The 19375-nt window shown below is 70.0% G+C and carries 17 protein-coding genes; 5 read left to right on the top strand and 12 right to left on the bottom strand.

Going from position 1 to position 19375, the window contains the following annotated elements; translation table 11 throughout:
- Positions 1-19 precede the first annotated feature (19 nt).
- Together OG943_RS25365 and OG943_RS25360 are read left to right on the top strand one after the other, a co-directional pair.
- Positions 20-1234, top strand: coding sequence for a PucR family transcriptional regulator (locus tag OG943_RS25365; protein WP_328603413.1), 1215 nt, complete (start codon positions 20-22; stop codon positions 1232-1234).
- 85 nt (positions 1235-1319) lie between these two features.
- Positions 1320-3338, top strand: coding sequence for a phosphocholine-specific phospholipase C (locus OG943_RS25360; protein ID WP_328603412.1), 2019 nt, complete (start codon positions 1320-1322; stop codon positions 3336-3338).
- 81 nt (positions 3339-3419) lie between these two features.
- Here the strand turns inward: OG943_RS25360 and OG943_RS25355 are convergent, their stop codons facing one another.
- Complete coding sequence (locus tag OG943_RS25355) at positions 3420-4112, bottom strand: hypothetical protein (RefSeq protein WP_328603411.1); 693 nt, start codon at positions 4110-4112, stop codon at positions 3420-3422.
- Between the two features lie 239 nt (positions 4113-4351).
- On the opposite strand from OG943_RS25355, the gene OG943_RS25350 reads away from it, so the two are divergent.
- Complete coding sequence (locus tag OG943_RS25350; protein WP_328603410.1) at positions 4352-7237, top strand: RICIN domain-containing protein; 2886 nt, start codon at positions 4352-4354, stop codon at positions 7235-7237.
- Positions 7238-7409: 172 nt separating this feature from the next.
- Here the strand turns inward: OG943_RS25350 and OG943_RS25345 are convergent, their stop codons facing one another.
- Genes OG943_RS25345 through OG943_RS25335 form a run of 3 tightly spaced genes read right to left on the bottom strand, consistent with a single transcriptional unit; the run spans position 7410 to position 9750 of the window.
- Positions 7410-8513 carry an epoxide hydrolase family protein gene (locus OG943_RS25345; RefSeq protein WP_328603409.1) on the bottom strand — a complete coding sequence of 368 codons (1104 nt, stop codon included), beginning with the start codon at positions 8511-8513 and terminating at the stop codon, positions 7410-7412.
- A 59-nt stretch (positions 8514-8572) separates the two neighbouring features.
- The gene (locus tag OG943_RS25340; protein ID WP_328603408.1) at positions 8573-9256 is read right to left on the bottom strand and encodes an NADPH-dependent F420 reductase; all 684 of its coding nucleotides are present in this window, start codon (positions 9254-9256) and stop codon (positions 8573-8575) included.
- 8 nt (positions 9257-9264) lie between these two features.
- Positions 9265-9750 (bottom strand): nuclear transport factor 2 family protein, encoded by a 486-nt coding sequence (locus tag OG943_RS25335; protein WP_328603407.1) that lies wholly within the window; start codon positions 9748-9750, stop codon positions 9265-9267.
- 98 nt (positions 9751-9848) lie between these two features.
- On the opposite strand from OG943_RS25335, the gene OG943_RS25330 reads away from it, so the two are divergent.
- Positions 9849-10313 carry an RrF2 family transcriptional regulator gene (locus OG943_RS25330; RefSeq protein WP_328603406.1) on the top strand — a complete coding sequence of 155 codons (465 nt, stop codon included), beginning with the start codon at positions 9849-9851 and terminating at the stop codon, positions 10311-10313.
- A 10-nt stretch (positions 10314-10323) separates the two neighbouring features.
- On the opposite strand, the gene OG943_RS25325 is transcribed toward OG943_RS25330, so the two are convergent.
- The 5 genes from OG943_RS25325 to OG943_RS25305 form a co-directional block, all read right to left on the bottom strand.
- On the bottom strand, positions 10324-10965 hold the full coding sequence (locus OG943_RS25325) for an NAD(P)H-binding protein (RefSeq protein WP_328603405.1): 642 nt from the start codon (positions 10963-10965) through the stop codon (positions 10324-10326).
- Positions 10962-11576 carry a TMEM175 family protein gene (locus tag OG943_RS25320; protein WP_328603404.1) on the bottom strand — a complete coding sequence of 205 codons (615 nt, stop codon included), beginning with the start codon at positions 11574-11576 and terminating at the stop codon, positions 10962-10964. The genes OG943_RS25325 and OG943_RS25320 overlap by 4 nt, the downstream gene beginning before the upstream one ends.
- A gap of 20 nt (positions 11577-11596) precedes the next feature.
- Positions 11597-11872 carry a hypothetical protein gene (locus OG943_RS25315; RefSeq protein WP_328603403.1) on the bottom strand — a complete coding sequence of 92 codons (276 nt, stop codon included), beginning with the start codon at positions 11870-11872 and terminating at the stop codon, positions 11597-11599.
- A gap of 403 nt (positions 11873-12275) precedes the next feature.
- On the bottom strand, positions 12276-13034 hold the full coding sequence (locus OG943_RS25310; protein WP_328603402.1) for an SDR family oxidoreductase: 759 nt from the start codon (positions 13032-13034) through the stop codon (positions 12276-12278).
- Positions 13027-13473 (bottom strand): hypothetical protein, encoded by a 447-nt coding sequence (locus OG943_RS25305; protein WP_328603401.1) that lies wholly within the window; start codon positions 13471-13473, stop codon positions 13027-13029. The genes OG943_RS25310 and OG943_RS25305 overlap by 8 nt, the downstream gene beginning before the upstream one ends.
- Positions 13474-13722: 249 nt before the next feature.
- Here OG943_RS25305 and OG943_RS25300 point away from each other — a divergent pair, with 249 nt between their 5' ends.
- Complete coding sequence (locus OG943_RS25300; RefSeq protein WP_328603400.1) at positions 13723-16479, top strand: ATP-binding protein; 2757 nt, start codon at positions 13723-13725, stop codon at positions 16477-16479.
- Positions 16480-16507: 28 nt separating this feature from the next.
- Here the strand turns inward: OG943_RS25300 and OG943_RS25295 are convergent, their stop codons facing one another.
- The 3 genes from OG943_RS25295 to OG943_RS25285 all read right to left on the bottom strand — a co-directional run bounded on the left by OG943_RS25295 (position 16508) and on the right by OG943_RS25285 (position 19240).
- Positions 16508-17119, bottom strand: a complete 612-nt coding sequence (locus tag OG943_RS25295; protein WP_328603399.1) for an NADPH-dependent F420 reductase — start codon at positions 17117-17119, stop codon at positions 16508-16510.
- Between the two features lie 35 nt (positions 17120-17154).
- Positions 17155-18009 carry an alpha/beta fold hydrolase gene (locus tag OG943_RS25290; RefSeq protein ID WP_328612146.1) on the bottom strand — a complete coding sequence of 285 codons (855 nt, stop codon included), beginning with the start codon at positions 18007-18009 and terminating at the stop codon, positions 17155-17157.
- A 64-nt stretch (positions 18010-18073) separates the two neighbouring features.
- Positions 18074-19240: an alpha/beta fold hydrolase gene (locus OG943_RS25285; RefSeq protein ID WP_328603398.1), complete on the bottom strand. Its 1167-nt coding sequence runs from the start codon at positions 19238-19240 to the stop codon at positions 18074-18076.
- Between the last annotated feature and the right edge of the window lie 135 nt (positions 19241-19375).

The following is a 19375-nucleotide window of genomic DNA, read 5'->3' as shown; positions in this document are numbered from 1 at the left end:
GGTTTTGTAGGCTTCCTCTATGGCCGAGGTTTCAGGGCAACCATGGCGCACGCTCGACGCGTCGGTGATCGGGCAGCTGGAGCCGGACGTGCTGGCGATCGCCGCCGCCGCGACCGGGCAGGTCCGCGCCGGGCTCAAGCAGCCGCTGGACGAGGCGACGGCGTCGAATCTGCAGGCGACGGTGACCACCGCGCTGACCGCGTTCTTCGCCGAGATCGGCCATCCGGAGGCGGTGGCGGACCGGGAGGTCTACCGCGTTCAGGGGCGCGCGCAGCACACGGCGGGCCGGAGCCTAGAGGAGATGCTGGGCTTCTACCAGCTGGGCGCGCTCGGGGTGTGGCGTCAGCTCACGTCCTCGGCCACCGCGGCGGACCTGCCGATCCGGGCGGTGGTGGAGCTGGGCGAAGCGCTGTTCGCGTTCATCGCCGAGCTCTCGGCCGCGGCGGCCGACGGGTACGCCGACGCGCGTTCGCAGGCCGCCCGGGCCGGGCAGGCGCACCGAGACCAGCTGCTCGGCCTGCTCCTGGCCGAACCGCCGGCCTCGGTGGAGGCGATCGACGAGGCCGCCCGGCAGGCGTCGTGGCCGGTGCCCGACCGGGTCTCGGTCGCGGTGACCAGCGCCGACGCCGCGCCCCGGCTGATGGACGAGATGCCGAGCCGGGTGCTCGCCGGCCGCCGTCACGATCTCGCGGTGGTGGTCATGCCCGCCGACCGCGCGGACTGGTACCTCGACCGGCTGCGCGGCCTGCTCGGCCGGCACCAGGCGGGGGTCGGCTCCGTCGTCGACCTGCGTTCCGCGGCGCTGAGCGCTCGCCGGGCCGGCGCGCTCTGGCGGTTGACCCGCGGGGGAGCGCTCGGTGCGGAGCCGATCGTGCGGGTCGCCGACCATCGGATCGACCTGCTGCTCACCGCCGAAGGGGACTTGGCCGCCGAGTTCGCCCGCGACGTGCTCGCCCCGCTGGCGGCCGTTCCCGAGCCCGCGCGGCAACGGCTCACCGTGACGCTCGCCGCCTGGCTGGCCCGGCCGGACCAGCCGCAGGCGATCGGCGCCGAACTGCACGTCCACGTCCAGACCGTCCGCTACCGCCTGCGTCAGCTCCGCACCCTGTTCGGCAGCGTCATCGACGACCCGGCCGGACGCTTCGCGCTCGCCATCGCGCTCCGCGTCCACCCCCTCACTGTGGCATTGAACCCGAGGGAACCTACAAAAGACGCGTCCGCCGAGCATCGGTAACACTCATTCGGACCTGTTATCTCACCGACACCTTCGGTTCACTGCACGCGAATATGTTTCGTGTTCCGACTGAGGGGAGTCCGCCATGGCCGAGCATGCCGACAGCGACGCAGGGGTCAGCCGTCGCCGGTTCCTGGCCGGGACTTCAGCGGCGGTCGCGGCGTCGATGATGCCGGGCTTCGTCCGTGACGCGCTGGCCGTGGCCCCCGCCGGACCGGACCTCTCCGCGGTGGAACACGTGGTGCTGTTCATGCAGGAGAACCGGTCGTTCGACCACTACCTCGGCACGCTGCGCGGCGTGCGCGGCTTCGGCGACCGGACCCCGGTCCGCCTGCCGAACGGCTTTTCCGCTTTCCACCAGCCGAATCTGCTGAACCTCGGCCACACCCTGCCGTTCCACCTCGACACCGCGACCACCAACGCGACCTGCATGGTCGCGCCGCCGATGGACTACCGGCAGGACCTGCTGGCCTTCAACGGCGGCAAGTTCGACGGCTGGATCCGGGACCGCGACTTCGCCAGCTCGGCCGGGACTTACCTGTCCCAGACCGGAATGGGGCACTTCGAACGCCCGGACCTGCCGTTCTACCACGCGCTCGCGGACGCGTTCACCGTGTGCGACAACTACTTCTGCTCGACGCTGACCCAGACCAACCCCAACCGGCTGCACTTCTTCACCGGTACGAACGGCGCCTCCGTCGGCCGGCCCGCGGTGCTGGACAACACCGTTCCCGCGACCGGCTTCACGTGGACGACCTACGCCGAACGCCTGGAGAAGGCCGGCGTCAGCTGGAAGGTCTACCAGGAGAACGACAACTTCAACGACAACGCGCTGGCGTGGTTCGCGCCGTTCATCACCGCCAAACCCGGGGATCCGCTCTACGACAAGGGCATGGCGAAGGTCGCCGACCTGGAAACCGCGTTCGGCGCCGACGTCGAGAACGGGACCCTGCCGCAGGTGTCGTGGATCGTCGCGTCGGAGTGGATGTCGGAGCACGCGACCGCTAAACCGGCCGTGGGGGAGGACTTGACGGCGCGTCTGCTCAAGCGGCTGTTCGCTAATCCGGACGTGTGGTCGAAGACCGTGTTCATCCTCAACTACGACGAGAACGGCGGTTTCTTCGACCACCTGCCCAGCCCGGTCCCGCCGTCGGGCCTGGTCGAGGGCCACAGCACGGTCGGCACCGACGGCGAGGTCGTCGACGGCAAGCCCATCGGCCCGGGGTTCCGGGTCCCGGCCATCGTGGTCTCGCCGTGGACGACGGGCGGGTGGGTGTGCTCGGAACTGTTCGACCACACCTCCACACTGCGGTTCCTGGAACGGCGGTTCGGCGTCGCCGAGCCCAACATCAGCCCGTGGCGCCGGACCGTTTGCGGGGACCTGACTTCGGCCTTCGACTTCGCCCGGCACGACGCCGGTGTTCCCGCGCTGCCGGACACGGCGGGCCGCCCGGCGCAGGCGGATGAGCAGTGCGCCCGCTGGTGGGCGCCGCCGGTGGCGCCGGTGCGGCAGGAACTGCCGTCACCGGAACCCGGCCGCCGCAAGGCGCGCCCGTTGCCTTACGCCTTCGAGGCGTCCGCCCGCGCCGACGCCGGGCGCTTGTGGATCGACATGGCCAACACCGGCGCGACCGGCGCCGTCCTGCGGGTGTCACCGGCCCGGTTCCGTTCGGACGGTCCGTGGATCTACACCCTCGGCCCCGGCACGACGCTCAGCGATTACTGGACCACGCCCGGCGGCTACGACCTCGCTGTGCACGGCCCCAACGGATTCCTCCGCTGGCTCGAAGGCGACCTGGCCGGGGAAACCGCGCCCGGCGCCGCTCACCCGAACGCCACCCTCCGCCACGACCACGACGCCGTCATCGTCGATCTCGTCAACACCGGCAGCGCGGCTTGCGTCTTCACTGTCACCGCGGAACGAGGCGCCGACCGTACGCCGCACACTTACCGCGTCGCCCCCGGCGCCCGGGCCGAACACCGTCACCCCGTGGCGGGCGACCACCACTGGTACGACCTCACCGCCAAGGCCGACACGGGGACCGGCTTCACCCGCCGGTTCGCCGGGCATGTCGAGACTGGTGCGGCTACTTACTCCGAATAGCAGCTGCGAGTGGGGGTTCGGGTCATCGAACGGCAGTAGTCGTGCCGCTGCTTCCTGGTCGCCGACTCGGCCACTGCCGGTCTAGAACTGCACTCGCTGCCAGGCCAACCGGTCGTACCAGTCGTTGTCATTTCCGGTGAAACCAAGGAAAACGCTCTTCACGATGTCAAGACTGGCGGTCATATGCCGGAAATGGCGGTCCGGAGTACCGTCTCGGTACTCCACCGCGAACCCGCCACCGGACACGCCGGCGTTCCGGCCGAGCCCTACCTGAACGTACCGCGCGTCTTCATCTTCGAGAACCGCGTACCAGTTGCGTTCGGACAACCGGTCCAGCTCGCGTTCGATACTCGCCACTTCAGGACGGGCCAGAGTCGTGCCATCACAACACTGCCAATGCAGCTGCCTCGGCGACCCGGCGTCCGGAGTGTGCACGACACCGGCTTGCGGATCGAAGCACACCAGCCCGTGCTGACGAGCCAGCGTCCGCACCGCCGAACCGATCTCCTCGGCCCGCGCCCCCGTGATCGGCATGATCACGTGTCCAGGCGACACGTCCATCGGCGCTGTCCACGGACAGGCATCGAGGTCCTCGTCGGGCACCGTGCCGATCTCCGGATGCATTGCCGTCAACGCCCCGTAGAAGGCGGAGACGCGCTCGCTCGGAACGACGTCCGCGAGATCCTCGTCGCACAGCCGGATGTACTTCTTCTCCGCGGCCTCGGGAGTCAAGGACAAGGTCGCCTCGAACCACACCGCCAGATCGAAACTCACTGTGGCCCCCACGCTGACGCATCACTCGCTGACGAGTCGGATGCTACCGCTGCCCCCGCCCAGCGCAGCCAAAGCGCTCCGGATGACCCCCTTCACCCGGCGCCGCTCGCCAAGTGAATTTCCCACCGGATCACCGGCTACGACGAACGGCGGTTGTACAACATCGACTCCAGCGAGTACTCATGTTTTTACAACGTTGTTTTTTACAACGTTGTAACGACGAGTGGAGGCAGGTCCCCGTGCCGCTGAACCGTAGACATTTCGTCGCCGGAGCCGTCGCCACTGTGCTCACCGGAGCGACCGCTGCGAGGGCCGGAGCCGCCGAGGTCCTGGGGGCCGCCGCCCTCCGCTGCCGCACGGTCGCACCCGCGAGAGGCGGGCTCTACACGCCGAACGCGGCGCCGCTCGAATCCACCGCGTTCCTCAAGCTCCCGCCCGGCGCCGTCACGGCCCGCGGCTGGCTCGCCGGGCAGCTGCGCCTGCAACTTGACGGCCTCTGCGGGCACTACCCGGAGACGTCGCATTTCCTGGACCTCGACACCAACGGCTGGGTGCACCCCGAGCGCGACGGCTGGGAGGAGGTGCCGTACTGGCTGCGCGGCTACATCGACCTCGCCGCCGTGACCGGTGACGCCACCGCGCTGGACACGGCCCGCCGCTGGGTCGACGCGGTCCTGGCCACCCAGCAGGCCGACGGCTTCTTCGGCCCGACCGAGCTGCGCACCAAGTTCAGGGGCGGCCCCCACTTCTGGCCGTACCTGCCGATGATGCAGGCGCTGCGGTCCTGGCAGGAGTACACCGGCGACGCGCGGGTCATCCCGTTCCTGACCAAGTTCTTCCAGTACATGAACGCGCAGGGCCAGGACGCGTTCGAGGCGGAGTGGCTGGTCGTGCGCTGGGGCGACGGCCTGGACAGCGTCTTCTGGCTGTTCAACCGCACCGGTGACGCGTTCCTCCTCGACCTCGCCGACAAGATCCACCGCTACGGCGCCAACTGGGTCGGCAATCTGCCGAGCCTGCACAACGTCAACGTCGCCCAGGGTTTCCGCGAGCCCGCGCAGTACTCGCTGCGCTCCGGTGACACGAAACTGGTCCAGGCGACCTACCAGGACTACGACACGATCATGGCGGCCTACGGCCAGTTCGCCGGTGGCGGGTTCGCCGGGGACGAGAACGCGCGGCCCGGTTTCGGCGACCCGCGGCAGGGCTTCGAGACCTGCGGGATCGTCGAGTTCATGGCCAGCCACCAGTTGCTCACCCGGCTGACCGGCGACCCGGTGTGGGCCGACCGCTGCGAGGACCTCGCCTTCAATTCCCTGCCCGCCGCGCTCGACCCCGCCGGGCGCGGGGTCCACTACATCACCAGCGCGAACAGCATCGACCTCGACAACGTGCCCAAGAGCGAAGGCCAGTTCCAGAACGGCTTCGCGATGCAGGCCTACCTGCCCGGCGTCGACCAATACCGCTGCTGCCCGCACAACTACGGCATGGGCTGGCCGTATTTCACCGAGGAACTCTGGCTGGCCACCCCGGACAAGGGCCTCGCGGCGGCGATGTACGCGGCCAGCAGTGTCACGGCGAAGGTCGCCGACGGCACCTCGGTGACCATCACCGAGGACACGACCTATCCGTTCTCGGAGCAGGTCACTTTCACCGTCCAGACACCGAAGCAGCTGGATTTCCCGCTGTACCTCCGGATTCCGGCCTGGTGCGCGGCGCCGCAGCTCACCGTGGCGGGCGCACCGGTCGCGGTGCCGGCCGGGCCCGCGTTCGCGAAAGTCGACCGGGCCTGGAGTAACGGCGACGTCGTCACGTTGACCCTGCCGCAGCAGACTTCCGTGCGCGCGTGGAGCGCGAACCACGACTCCCTTTCGGTCGACCACGGCCCGCTGACGTACTCGCTGGAGATCGGGGAGCAGTACGAGCAGATCGGCGGTAACGGGCAGTTCCCGGAGTACGCGGTGCACGCGACAACGCCGTGGAACTACGGGCTGGCCGTCGACCCGGCGACCGCGGCCTCGGCGATGACGTTCGCGGCTTCGGGCGGGCCGTTGCCCGCCAACCCGTTCACCCCGGACGCCGTTCCGGTCCGGATCACCGCGCCCGCGCGGAAGATCACCGAATGGACCGCGGACGACCAGAACGTCGTGACCCCGCTGCAGGCGTCACCGGCGCGCAGTGTGGCCGACGTCGAGCCGGTCACGCTGATCCCGATGGGCGCGGCCCGGCTGCGGGTCACCTCGTTCCCGACGGCGGCGCCCGACGGGCACCCGTGGTTGCCCGGCGGCGGCGGGGCGGGCTTCCGCATCGTGAACCGCAACTCCGGCAAGGTACTCGGCGTCGATCAGATGTCCACAGCGGACAGTGCGCAGGTGGTCCAGTTCGCCGACAGCGGCACCGCCGACCACCTCTGGCACCTGGTCGCGAACGGCGACGGCTGGTACCGGATCCGCAATCACAACTCCGGCAAGGTGCTCGGTGTGGACCAAATGTCCACAGCGGACAGCGCACGGGTCGTCCAGTTCGCCGACAACGGCACCGCCGACCACCTCTGGCAACTGATCGACAACGGCGACGGCTGGTGGCGGCTGAAGAACCGCAACTCCGGCAAGGTGCTCGGCGTGGACCAGATGTCCACAGCGGACAGCGCGCAGGTGGTCCAGTTCGCCGACAGCGGCACCGCCGACCACGTGTGGCAGCTGCTGCCGGACGGCCAGCTGCGGGTCGAGAACCGGAACTCGGCGAAGGTACTGGGCGTTGATCAGATGTCGACGGCCGACAGCGCCCGCGTCGTCCAGTTCGCCGACAGCGGCACGTCCGATCACCTGTGGACCTTCGAGGCCACCGCGGCGGGCTGGCTGCTGATCCGCAATGTCAACTCGGGCAAGGTGCTGGGTGTGGACCAGATGTCCGCTTCGGACAGTGCGCTGGTCGTGCAGTTCAGCGACAACGGCACCGCCGACCACGAGTGGCGCCTGCTCGACGACGGCAGCGGCTGGTTCCGGATCGTGAACCGCAACTCCGGCAAGGTGCTGGGCGTGGACCGGATGTCTACTTCGGACAGTGCACAGGTGGTCCAGTACACCGACAACGGCACGGCGGACCACCTGTGGCGGCTGCGCTGAGAGCGTGTCTCGGCTTTCTCCACCTGGTCGCTGTGCGCCAGCTCCGGCTTGGCCCGAAGCGCCCCAATGTGGCGTTGGTTGCGTTGGACGCACCGAACGCCACATTGGGGCGCAAACCCGTCAGGGTCGCGAGACGCTAGGAGCGTGTCTGGCTCAGGGCTGCCGGAGCAGCTCACGTCCGCGCGATTGCCACCGCCGCCCGCACTCCCGCGACGTACTGCTCCGGCTGCTCCCACGCCGCGAAGTGGCCACCTCGCGGAAGTTCCTGGAAGCTGCGCACGTCGAACAGCCGTTCCGCGAATGACCGAGGAGCGTTCGCCAGGTCTTTCGGGAAGATCGTCAGCACCACCGGGGTGGCCACGTGCTCGTTCGGGAGCGCCGACTTCAACGCGTACGGTGCGAACGAAGTGCCGATGTTCTCACCGAACCAGTAGGCCGACACCCAGGTCAGCACCTCGTCGGGCGTGAAGACCGTCGAGATGTCGCGGTCGTCGTGGTCGCTCCAGCTCCACAGCTTCTCCCCGATCCAGCCCAGCAGGCCCACGGGCGAGTCACCCAGGCCGATCGCGAGGGTGGCGGGCTTCGTCGACTGCTCGTGCATGTACCCGCCCTCGGCGGCCTGCCAAGCCTGGCCCCGCCCGACGTACGCCCGCTCCTCCTCGGTCAGGTCCGCGGGCAGGTCCTGGAGGAAGTGCAGCTGCGACACGTCGGTCAGGTGCGCGGCCGGCACACTGTCGGTGTGGTGACGGATCACCAGCTCGGCGACGTCCGAGCCGACGTCGCCGGCGCTCACCACGTAGTTGTTGTACCCCAGCGACTCCATCGCCTGCGCGACCACCTCCGCCATGTCCGTCGCCGACATCCCCCGCGCGCTTGACGGGGCGCTGAAAGGGAAACCCGGCAGCGCCGGAACAACCACGTTGTACTCGGACAGCAGCGGCAGCACCTTCTCGAACCGCAGCACCGAGTCCGGCCATCCGTGCAGCAGCAGCACGGTCGGCGCGTCCGCGCTCACCCGCTGGTGCAAGACGCGCAGCGGCGTCTCACCATCGACGAGCTCCCACGGCCACGAGCGGATCCGGGCTTCGTGCTCGCGCCAGTCGTACCCGCCCCGCCAACGGCTGACGAGGGCGTCCAGCCAGGCACGATCGACTCCGGCGCCGGTCTCCAGCTCCTTCGGCACCTCGACTGGCCGATACCGCTCGAGACGAGTGAGCAGATCGGTGATCGCTTCTTCCGGCACCTTCGGCGGTGCCGCCTGTTCTGTCACGGCCATGCGACGACGATACGGATCACCAGCGCGGGCCGCACCGGACGGCCCGCGCTCCCGGTGATTCAGCGCCGTGCCGACGCCAGCGCCGCGTTGATCTCGGCGGCAGAGGCGGGCGCGGCCGGCTGGTTCAGGTACCGGTCGTCCTTGGTCACCGCGTAGGGCGCGCAGAATGCCGGATTGCCTACTTGTGAGCGCCAGCTTTCGGTGAGCGGCCCCATGTCCACGGAGTCGTACCCGAGCAGCGAGAGCAACTCGGCGGCGTGCCTCTTCGCGCCCGGGTTGTTGCCGGCGATCGGCAGGGCGGTGCGGTCGGCCGCGCCCACGGGCCGTGGCAGGGCCCGGAGGTGCTGGTAGTTGATGTTGTTGAACGCCTTCACCACATGCGCCTCGGCCAGGTGCCGCTGGAGCAATTCGCTGTCGGTGAGCTCCCGCGCTTCGAGCTCCGGGATGGTGCCGTCGCGCGGGGCCCAGTAGTTGCCGGTGTCGATGACCGTCTTGCCGGCGAGGGGTTCCCGGGGAACCGTTGCGACGGCGGCCACCGGGATCGTCACGACGACCCAGTCCCCGGCGGCGGCCGCCTGTGCGGGAGTGGCTGCGCGGGCCCGCGGCCCCAGCTCGTCCACGAGGCCGGAAAGCGTCTGCGGCCCCCGGGAGTTGCTGAGCACGACGTCCAGACCGGCGTTGACCGCCAGCCGGGCGAGCGTGCTGCCGATGTGCCCACTGCCGATGAGTCCAAGTGTCGCCATGTCCGGTCTCAGAAGACGTAGGGGATGTCGTGGGTGATGTTCATGCGGCGGATGCGCCAGACGCCGTCGGTCCGGCGAAAGAAGTAGTGGTAGTACCCGGACTCGATGGGCTTGATGGTGCCCTGGGCGCCGAAGGTGCCGGCGGGCCAGCCGCCCTCGGGCTTCCGGGTTCCGACGACGTCGTAGGTGATGAACTGGGTTTCGATGTCGGCCTCGTCGCCGTCGATGGTGACCAGGTGGTCGTAGGTGGTGTGGTGGCTCCAGCCCAGGGGCGGGTGCGGTGCCATGGCCGTGGTCATGGACGCCTCGATCTGCGCTGCGCCGGAGAGCTTGCCCAGCGCCTCCATCCCGTCGGGCCCTCGGTAGTAGACCTCGATGACCGCGTCGGCCTCGTAGAGCTTGGCCATCGCCGCGCCGTCGCGCTGGTCCGCGGCTCGGGTGTAGCGGGCAATGATCTCTTTGAGCTCGGGTTCGGTGCTCGTCGTAATCTGCATGAGTGAAAAGTACATATCGCGGAGCAGAAGTGCAACAGTAAGAGTTGCTAATATGGGACGCGGGCCCGGACCAAGCGGCCGACGAAAGGGGTACGAGCATGCTGGACGTGCGGTTCTCCAGCACGCTGAAGGCGATGCTCCTGCTGGGCCACGGCGAGGAAGAGGGCAGTCCCGTCCTCAGCTCGACCCAGCTCGCCCGGAGCCTGAACACGAACCCGAGCCTGGTGCGCAAGCTGATGGTCCCGCTGATCCAGGACGGCCTCGTCGCGTCGATCAAGGGCCGCAGCGGGGGCGTCCGCCTCGGGCGGGCCGCGGACCGGATCACGCTGGGGGAGATCTACCGCTCGTCCATCGGCGACAAGCCGCTGTGGGCGCCCCGGCCGGAGGGGCCCCGGGAGTGCCTGGTCACCAACCACTCCGCCGAGTACTTCGGCAGGCTCACCGACGAGACCGAGGCGGCCGTCCTCGGCGCGTTGGCCGGCCGCACCCTCGCCGACAGCCTCGACGAGCTGCGCGCCATCGACCGGGCCGGCGAACGGCCGTCCCCCGCGCCCCGTCGTTGACCAGGGCCGTTTACAGCTCGATTTCGCCGATCGGCTGAGCCCCCGACGTGACCTCGAACTGCCGGCGCACGCCCAGGCCTTCGACCAGCAGACGGCCGATCAGGACCGCCACGTCGGCGCGCGGGACACTGCCGCCGCTGAAGCCGGTGCCGATCCGCAGGTGCCCGGTGCCGTCGCGGTCGTTCAGCCCGGACGGCCGGATGATGGTCCAGTCGAGATCGCGGACGCGCACCGCGGCGTCGGCTTCGCTCTTGAACCGGAGGTAGATCTGGAACGGATCGGCCGAGCCGGCGTCGAAGCGGTCGGTCCCCATCGAAGAGATCAGCACGTAACGGCGCACGCCGGCCAGCTCCGCCGCGTCGGCGAGCAGGATCGCGCCGTCGCGGTCGATGATCTCCTTCTGCTTGGTGGTGCTGCCATATCCCGCGCCCGCCGCGAAGACCACGGCGTCCACCTCGCCCAGCTGGTCGGCGACGTCGCGGGCGGTGGCGGTTTCGAGGTCGAGCGGGACCGGGGTGCCGCCGCTGTCCAGCACGTCTTGCCGGCCGCGTTCGCCGCGGGCCGTGCCGGTGACGTCGTGGCCCGCGTCGGTCAGGATTTCGGTCAGCTGCACCGCGATCCGGCTGCTGCCGCCGAGGATGAAGATCTTCACGTGCGGTCACCTGTTCTGTACGTCTGGGGCAGGACGGCGAAGTAGAGCGCGGTCGCGGCGTCGAGGGCGAGTGAAGCGGGCGCGTTGAGGAGGGCGACGAGGGCGGCGACGACGTACAGGAGCGGGCCGGTCAGGCCCAGGCCGAGCCGGTGCGTTCGTCTCCCGGCCCGTCTCCAAAGGACGGAGAAGCAGATCGACGCGACCGCGAGCGTGAGGGCGTAGAGCACCGCCGCCTCACGGTCGTGGTCGCCGGTCTGCAACGCGTGCCCCAGAACCGAGGTCACGTAGGAGATGAAGGAGACGACGAGCAGTAGAAGCCCGTTGATGAACAGCGTGATCCGGTCGACCGGCCCGGCGCCGTGGAACAGGCCGTGGTGGTTGACCCAGAAGATCAGGATGGTGAGGAACGACGTGACGTAGGCGGCCAGCGTGGGCAGCTGATGCCCGAGCACGGGCCAAATGCCGGCACCGCCGGACTCGTCGGGGGTCTTGAGGTCGAGCACGAGCAGCGTCGCGGCGACCGCCAGCACGGCGTCGCTGAACGCTTCGAGCCGCGCGGTGGACATGCCGGTGCGCTGGGCGCCGGTCGGCGGTCGGTCAGCCGGAGTCATGATGGGTCTCGCAAATCTGTTCAACGATCCTGATCTTCGGGTCCGAGGTAGTGCCCCATCCGCTCGAAGTCGGCCCCCGCCGCGGCCGACCGCCGGCGCAACCGCTGGAACCGGGTCCGGAAACCGGGCGTCGCGGCGAGCCGGACGCCGGCGCGCTGGGATTCGAGCAGATCCTCGGGAGCGGGCCGGGTGTGCCGGTCGACCATGCTTTTCGCGAGGCTGAGCGCGGCGGAGTCGAACGAGGCGATACGCCGGGCGAACGCGTCCACGAAGCCGTCGAGTCCGGCGTCCGGCACCGCGCGGTTGACCCAGCCGTAGCGTTCGGCGGTCGCGGCGTCGAACGATCTCGGGTTGACCGAGCAGGGCCTTCTCCAGACTGGCGAACCGCAGGTCGCAGGCGAGTGCGAACTCGTTGCCGCCGCCCCTGGTCCGGCCGCGGATCTCCGCGATCGTCACGACGGGAGCCGCGGCCAGGCGCACGGTCATGTCGAGGAACGGCGGCAGGCCGGTCGGTCCGGGGGTATCGGGCGAAGGAGTAGTCCGGATGCGCGCTGTCGAACACCACGACGCGAAGGTCCCCGGCCGTCGTGGCGTTCATCAGGTTGGTGGGCGGATTGTCGAACGTGACCCGCCAGTACCCGTCCGCGGGCGAGGTCACCGTGAACTGGGTCAGGTGTGGCCTGCCCGGGGTTTCGCCCGTCATGCCGGTTGGCGGGTGGGCAGGACGGCGACTTCGGCCAGGTTGACGTGCGCGGGAAGGCCGACCGCGAACGCGATGACGTTCGCGATGTCGGCCGGGGCGAGCCGTTCGATGGACTCCCGGGTGCCGGCGAGGCGGGCCCGGGTGGCTTCGTCGTCGATGTGGCTCTGCAGTTCCGTGCCGACGATGCCCGGCTCGATCGTGGTCACCCGCACGTTCTTCGGGCCCAGCTCCGCGCGCAGGTTCGCGCCGAGCTGGATGACGTAGGCCTTGGTCGCGGCGTAGACGGAGAAACCGGGGAACAGCGTCCGGCCCGCGATCGAGGCGGTGCTCACCAGGTCGGCGACGCCCGTGGCCGCCGCGGTGGCGATGAGCTGGCCGGCGAATGCCTGAACCGTGGTGTTCAGGCCCCCGATATTGAGGTCGACCTGCTTGGCCCAGTCCGATTCCCGGATATCGGTGACCGGCGTCGGCAACATGATCCCGGCGTTGTTGATCACGATGCCGGCCGCGCCCAGATCGCGTCGGACGTCGGCGGCGACGGCGCGTAACCCGGCTTCATCGGTGACGTCCACCGGATACGCCGCCGCGCGGCCCCCGCTCGAGGTGATCTCTTCGACGACCCCGCTGAGCCGATCCGCGCGACGGGCGAGCAACGCGACCTGCGCGCCACCGGCCGCGAGCGCCCGCGCCACGTGTTCACCGATGCCGCTGGAAGCTCCCGTGACGACCGCGACGCGGCCACTCTGGTCAGGCATCAGTCGCTTTGCCCGACGACAGTTCGGCGATCTGGGCGCGGGCGGCGAGCACGAGTTCGTCGTTGGTGCTGGCGTGCCCGCTCAATCCCCAGCCCCCGTTGGGAGCCTCGGTGAGGAGCACCCAGGTCCGGTCGGCGAGGGCCGGGTCACCGGCCGCGGCCGCGACGATGTCGGTCAGCCGGCGCACGACGGCGAGCTGCTTGTCACGGTCGAGCGCGCCCGCGTTGGTCAGGACCTGCACGCGCACGGAGTTTTCGTCACCATCCACATTCGACTGGGAGCCGGCCGGGAGATCGTGGACGAACGCGGCGGTGTTCTTGCGGAACATCGGGATGTTCGGCACCGCCTCGATGGTCATCACGGCCGTGGCGAGAGCCGTGGCCAGTGCGTGCCGGTCCGAAAAGGTCCCTTCGGCGGCGTACACGTCGATCATGGGCATGAACTGGTTCCTCGCTGCTGGGCGGATGGGCCGGTTCGCGTTCCACGATCCGGCCGGACGGCGGGCCCAGCCCACCAGCGACCGTCGCCGGGCGCATCGCATGAACAGGTGAACCGGGGCGTTCGGCCGTGGTCGCCGGCCCCGCGGGCCTCGCACGAACTAGTAGGCTGAAGGCGATACCGGCAGGTGTGGCCGGGTCCGAGCGGCCGGGCCCGCCCGGCGGCCGGCGTGGTAGCGGAGAAGCTTCGATTGACCAGATCCGAGGTACCGATCGCGGCCACGGTGCTCCGCGGCCGCGAGCAGGAACTGAGTCGTGCGCTCGGCCTTCTCCGCCGCGTCTCCCGGTCCGGTCGCGGCGGTGTGCTGGCCCTGGACGGCGAGCCCGGAATCGGCAAGACCTCCCTGCTCCGCGCCATCGCCGAACAGGCGGGCCGGATGGGGTACGCGGTCGGCACGGGCAAGGCCGACGAGATCGGGCAGATCGCCGCGGGCGGGCCGCTGCTGGTCGCCCTGCGTTCGGGCCAGGGCCCGATCCTGGCCGAGAAGGACTTCGCGGGACTGGCCACGCTGCACACCCAGCAGCTGTGGCTGGTCGACCGGATCGCCGGCCTGCTGGAGGAACGCGCGCTGGACAGCCCGGTCCTGATCGGGATCGATGATTTCCAGTGGGCCGATGAGCTGACTCGCTTTGCCCTGCGGGTGCTTCCGGGCCGGCTGACCGGCTCCCCGGTGGTCTGGCTGGTCGCGAGCCGATCCCTGCCCGAGGGCTTGGTGCGGCAGCTGACGCCGGCCGGCCCGCAGCCCCCGGACGTCGAACACCTGAGCCTTGGGCCGTTGAGCCCGGCCGCGCTCGGCGAGCTCGCTCGGGATCGGCTCGGCGGGCAGGCCGTGCCCGCGCTGGACGGCGTCGGCGGGAATCCCTTCTACGCGGGCCAGGTGCTGGAGGCGTTCGCCCGGCGGCAGGGTCGTGCCGACCACGAGGAGGGACTGCCCGCCGAAGTCATCGTCGGTGTGCGACGCCGGCTGGCGCTGCTCGCGCCCGATCTGGTCGAGCTGCTCGCGCTCTGCGCCGTGTGGGGCCGGGACATCGCGGCCGAGCAGGCGGCCGTCCTGCTCGGTGGGCTGCCGCTGGCCGCGGTGCTGGATTCTGCGCAACGGGGTGTGGTCGAAGGACTGTTGCATCGTTCGGGGCGGCAGATCGGTTTCCGGCACGACCTGCTCCGCGAAGCGATGTACGCGAACCTCAGCGACGACGAGCGGCTGTCCCTGCACCGCGCCTGTGGCCGGCTGCTGCTGGACCGCGATGACGACGTGCTGGCGGCAGCTCCCCATTTTCAGGCTGGTGCGGTCATCGGTGACGACGAAGCCGTTGATGTGCTCACCCGGGCCGCCGCGCGGGCGGCCGGGTCGATGCCCGAAGTCGCCGCGGACCTGGCTCGACAGTCGTTCGCCTTGGCCGATCCCGACGGCGGCAGCTGGTTGCGAGCCGGTGAGGCGGCGGGCGAACTGCTGATCAGTGTCCACCGGGGACGCGCCGCGCTCGACATCATCGACCAGCTGCTCCGCCAGGTCGGCGACCCGGACACCCGCGCCCGGCTCCAGGTTGTCGGCGCGCGTGCGTTGTGGTCGATGAACCGGCTCGCGGAGATCGGCCGGCGCATGGATTCGGCGCTGGCCGTCACCGGACTCTCCGCGCAAGCTCGGACATCGTTGTCCGCGGCGAAAACCCTTGCGCTGGTACGCATCTGCACCGCCGAGGACGCCACGGCCGCGGCCGAACAGGCGCTGACCGAGGCGCGGCAAACCAACGACGCACTGGCCGAACAGCTCGCGCTGCTGACCCTCGGCGTCGTCGCGAAGCAGGAGGGCCGGCACGAGACGGCTCTGTCCAGGACTCGGTCGTTACGAGCGATGGCTGGCTCGGCGTACTACGCCGAGGAGATCCGTTGCCTGCAATTGCTGGACCGCTACGACGAGGCGGCCGGCTTGCTGGCGCGGGCGACCGCGGACTTTCCGGACGGCGTGGACGCGACCCCCGACCTCCTGCACGCGCGGATGTGGCAGGACGTCAACCTGGGCCGGCTCGCCGAAGCGGAGACACAAGCCGAGACGCTGATCCGGCTCGCCGACGAGCTGGGCGAGCACGTCAGCACCCTGGACGCCGGTTCGGTCCTGAGCTTCACCGCCCTGATGCGCGGCGATTTCGCCTTGGCCCGGGTACGGCTGGAGCTCAACTCGGCCCGGGACGCCGACGACGCGGCCATCCGGGCCACCGCGTTGCAGCTGATGCACGGCTGGATTTCGCTACTGGCCGACGATGCCGGGCACAGTGCCGCGCTCTACCGTCCGCTGCTGGCGACGGCGCGGGCCAGCCGGGAGTACTGGCCGTGGGTGCCGTTGTGGATGCGCCCGTTCGTCCAAGCCGGACTGGCCACCGGCGATCACGCCCTGGCGAGCGCCGCCGCCGACCTGGCCGAGACGGGCGCCGAGCGCAACCCCGGAGTGCCCAGCTTCGCCGGGCTGGCGCTCCAGAGCCGGGGCCTGGTCGAGGGCGACCCTGATCGGCTCGACCAGGCGGTCACGGTGCTCCGCGAAGGGCCGCGGCCGTTGCTGTTCGCCAGCGCTCTCGGTGATCACGGCATCGCGTTGCTGGCCGAGGGCGAGGCCGACGCGGCCGTCGAGCGAATCGACGCCGCCCGCGATATTTACGAACGGGCCGGGGCGACCCTGCCCAGCCTGCTGTTGGAGGCCAGGCTGCGGCAGGCCGGTCTACGGCCGGTCCGCGCGACGCAGCGCACGCCGCGCGCCCAGTCCGGTTGGGACGCGCTCACCGAGGCTGAGCTGAAGGTGGCCGAACTGGTCGGAGCCGGGCACAGCAACCGCTCGGCCGCGGCCGAGCTGGGCGTTTCGGTGCACACGATCGGCACCCACCTGCGTTCGGTCTTCGGCAAGCTCGACCTCCGCAGCCGAGTCCAGCTCGCGAACGCGCTGCACCAACGTCCGTGAACTGGCTGGGGCGTCGAGGTTTTTGGCTTCACCCCTGGAAAAGGAAGTGTTTGCCACTCAGCGCGCCACCGAGTTGGAGGAGGGCACCGCCGTCTCGCAGGCCTCCCAGGTCGATCGGCGCGAAGCCGAGACCGGACACCATTTCGTCGAAGGCGGCCTTCGACGGTGCGTCGTCGCCGGCGAAGAAGACGACCTGGGCCCCCTCGTCATGCCGCGGTTCGGCGGCCGTATAGGTGGCGAACATGGCGTTGAACGCTTTGATGACCGTCGCGCCCGGCAGGTGCTGAGCCACCCACTCGCTCCCGGTGAGTGGCGCCACGTCCGTGAACCCGCGGTACGGATCGACCTCGGCGAACTGGTTGGTCATGTCCACGATCACGCGCCCGGCCCAGTCCGGGAGCTTCCGTCCGACCGCCGGCACCGCGCCGAAGGGCACGGCGAGCAGTACGAGGTCGGCGGCGACCGCGTCGTCGAAGGAGGCCGCCGACGCGCCCGGCCCGATCGTTGCGACGACGTCGCCGAGAGTGTCCGGTCCGCGGCTGTTGCTGACCAGCACCGGGTGGCCGGCCCTCGCCGCGTGCGTGGCGACCGCCTGCGCGGCCGGCCCCGCCCCGATGGTGCCGAGTGTCTTGAACTCCATGGGTTTCTCTCTCGTCGGGTGGTCGGTGGTGGCGGCTATCGGCCGAGGAAGGTGTTCACCTCGGCCGCGAATTCGGCGGGGTACTGGAAGAGGAAGGCATGGCCGGCGTCGGGGTAGATGACGACCCGGACGTTCGGCAGGTGCCCGCCGAGCAGGTGGGTGTTCTCGGTGGGGACCATGGCGTCCCGGTCGCCGTTGGCGGCGAGGACCGGCTGCTCGATGGCGGCGAGCCGGACCAGCCGGCCGTCGTCCGGGATGCCCCAGGCGGAGATCGCGGTGTGCTGGGCGTCCCGGACGGCGACGTCGGTCGGTGCGTCGCGGTCCTGCTGCCGGGTGAAGATGCGCTGGATGAACTCCCTGCCCTTGGCCTGGCTGGTCTCGGTGGGCCGGAAGAAGAGGGTGAGGAGGTCTTCGGCGCTGGTTTCGTCGCGGCGTGCGGCCGCCAGCACCTCGCCGGTCCAGAGGTGGAAGTCGCGGCCGCCCTGCGGACCCGTTCCCGCCAGGACGATCCGCCGGACCTGGTAGGGCCGCACCAGCGCGATCTCCTGGGCCACGAAGCCGCCCAGCGAGAAGCCGAAGAGGTCGTAGGACTTCAGGCCCAGTGCGTCGACGAAGGCCAGCGCGTCCAGCGCCATCTGCTGCACGGTGTTCGGCACGGCGCCGGTCGACCCGCCCACACCCACGTTGTCGACGAGGATCACCTCGTGCTGTTCGGCGATCGGGTCGATCAGGGCGGGGTCCCAGTTGTCCAGGTTCCCGCGGTAGTGCTGCAAGAAGACCACCGGCACGGCGCCCGGCCGCGGGGTGCCGAAGCGCCGGTACGCGTAGTGGACGCCGTTGGCGCCCTCGACGCTCTGGTTGGGCGCGGTGAGCTGGCCGATTCCAGGCATGATCACGTGCTCCAATGCTGGGAGGAACAGAGCTGTTTCCCGTGGGTATCGGGTGGCCCGCCGGTCACGGTTTCGCGAGGCGCCGGGTGAGTTCGGCGGCGAAGGCGAGAACCTGCCCATACGGCCGGTGGTAGAGCTCGATCTCGCGGATCAGGCCGCTCTCGTTGTAGGAGAGGATGGTCACGCCGCTCACCGGTTTGTTCTGGAATTGCCCCTCCCACTTCATATAGGTCCTGTTCGCATCGCGTGCCTCATGGACGAAGGCCAGGCTGTCGTACATGGTCTGGGTGATGGTGAAGAAGTGCCGCACCGCGGCCGGGCCCACGACGGGTTCCTCGGCCGCGGACAGGCGCAGGGTCACGTCTGGAGTGCAGGCTGCCGAAAAGCTTTCCAGGGTCGGGCGGGAGAGGATCACGAGCCACTGGCTCCCCGGGGCCAGAATCTCGGCGAGGAACTTGTCGATCTGTTCCGCGACTACGTGGTACTGCTCGAAATGGGGGTAGTGGCCCGCATTCTCGACCGCGAAATAGCGGGGCTCGGCGAACCGGGGCGCGACCTGGTTCTTGACCGAGTCGATGGACGCGACGTCGTCCTCTGTGCCCGGCAGGAGCAGGACCGGCCCCCGGTACTCGCTGGGCGCGTTTCCGTCGGGGTGGCCGTTGTTCCACGCCTGCGCGATCGCCTCGACCGCGTCGGGCCGGACTTTGGCGGCGACGGCCGCCATGTGGTCGAGCCCCTCCTCGCGGGACCCGGCGGTGGCGCCCAGCAGGAGGGCCCGCATGGCCTCGACGTCTCCCGCGGCCCGCGAGAACGGTTCGAGCGCCGCGGCCGGGAGGTGGGTCCCGGCCAGCGGAATCGACGCGATCAGGACCAGGCCCAGGATGCCCGGCCGCTGGGCCGCGACCAGCTCGACGATCGGGGCGCCGATGCTGTGGCCCACGAGCACCGTCGGCTTGGCCAGCAGATCGGCGACCTGCCCGACCTCGTCGGCGTACCGGTCCAGGGTCAGCGGGCCTTCGGCGTCGGCGCGGTCGCCCATGCCGGCGAGGTCCAGCACGACGAACTCCACGTCCGAGGTCTTGAGTGACGTGATGAGGTCGTCCCAGATCGTGTAGCCGTCGAGGTAGCCGTGGACGAACAGGACGGACCGGCGGCCCCGGCCCGTCCGCCGGAAGGTGATGTCCGTGCCGGGGACTGTCTCCACGGCTCCGTAGTCGATTCGGGAGGTCATGACTCCCACGATTGCCCGCCGCCGGCCGGCCGGGCATCACGTGGTGTTCGTAGTCCGAGGGCCCGAAGTTCCCCCGCCGGCCCGGACAGCTTGCTAGAGGTTCATCAAGAAGGGCCCGCCTCCGGCGCCACTCTT

Source organism: Amycolatopsis sp. NBC_00345 (genome assembly GCF_036116635.1).
Lineage (GTDB): Bacteria > Actinomycetota > Actinomycetes > Mycobacteriales > Pseudonocardiaceae > Amycolatopsis.
This window is presented reverse-complemented; position numbering and strand designations above follow the sequence as displayed.